Source organism: Bradyrhizobium sp. MV1.5, from assembly GCF_055807615.1.
In genome coordinates this window covers 1-1,322 of sequence record NZ_JBVVPL010000111.1, presented here as the reverse complement: position 1 = coordinate 1,322, position 1,322 = coordinate 1, and the positions used below count along the sequence as shown (strand labels likewise).

The 1,322-nt window shown below is 59.2% G+C and carries 1 protein-coding gene; it reads right to left on the bottom strand.

Annotation, left to right across the window (positions count from 1 at the left end; genetic code table 11):
* Positions 1-1,043 (bottom strand): ABC transporter ATP-binding protein (locus AC0L2J_RS34720; RefSeq protein ID WP_473395977.1); only part of this gene is annotated, 1,043 nt, incomplete at its 3' end.
* Between the last annotated feature and the right edge of the window lie 279 nt (positions 1,044-1,322).

The window sequence follows — 1,322 nt, the reverse complement described above, 5'->3', positions numbered from 1 at the left end:
GCCGCGCCGGGTTCGACCTGCACCACGCTTCCCGAATTGGGCAGCTTGATCACAAAATCATCATGGCCGCAGACCGAAACCCGAGTACGCACGTGGTCGCCGAGGTAGATCACCTCCGCAACGCGGGCGCTGAAGACATTGGGCACTGAGCCCGGCGCCGGGTTCAGCTTCACGCGCTCCGGCCGCAACGACAGCACCGTCCTCTGGCCGACCGCATCCACATTGATTGCCAGCGCCTGCACGTTGCCTGAGCCTGGAATCTCGACCTTGCAGGTCGAGCCATTCATCGCAACCACCTTGCCGTGAAGCTGATTGTTTTCGCCAATAAACTGGGCAACAAAAGCGTTCTGCGGCCTTTCATATAGCTCAGCGGGCACGGCAAGCTGCTGGATGGTCCCCTCGTTGAACACCGCAATGCGATCCGACATCGTCAGCGCCTCGCCCTGATCATGCGTTACAAACACCACGGTGACGCCGAGATCCTCGTGAAGATGTTTGATCTCGAGCTGCATCTGCTCACGCAGCTGCTTGTCCAAGGCGCCGAGTGGCTCGTCCATCAGTACGAGCTTGGGATCGAAGACGAGCGCGCGGGCAAGCGCGACGCGCTGCTGCTGCCCCCCGGACAGCTGACTGGGCCGGCGCTTGCCATAGGTGCCGAGCCGAACCATATCGAGCGCCCGCTTGATCTTGGCCTCGATCTCGGATTTGCCGACCTTGCGCACCTTAAGCGGAAAGGCGAGATTCTCCTCCACGGTCATATGCGGAAACAGTGCATAGTTCTGGAACACCATGCCGATGTCGCGCTTGTGCGGGGGTATGTTGCCGATCGAGCGCCCCTCCAGAAAAATGCAACCCTGTGTCGGCGCCTCGAAGCCGGCGAGCATCATAAGGGTGGTTGTCTTGCCGGAGCCGGAGGGGCCCAGCATGGTCAGGAACTCACCCTGCGCAATGTCCAAGTTGAGATTCCTGACGGTCAGTGTTTCGCCGTCGTAGGTCTTCTGGACGTCGGAAAACTTCACATAGGCATCGTTCGCGCCTGACATCGATGCTCTTCCCTCCCCCATGTAGCCCGGCGCACCCGCGATTTCGACGCAGCCGCGCGCACGGCCGAGATCGTAGGGATATGCTTGTAGACCCCTGCGGTTGACCGAATGCAACATTGTTTCCACACCTGTGCTGTGACCTCGTCATTTGCCGTCGACGACGTCGTTTCTTTTTCACGGAAATATTATCGAGCCTTCAAAGCCGATTTTCATCAATCTGACAGGGGCGCATCGACGAAATCCTGCGCCGAACGAGCGAATTCGATCGTTTGTGTTAGC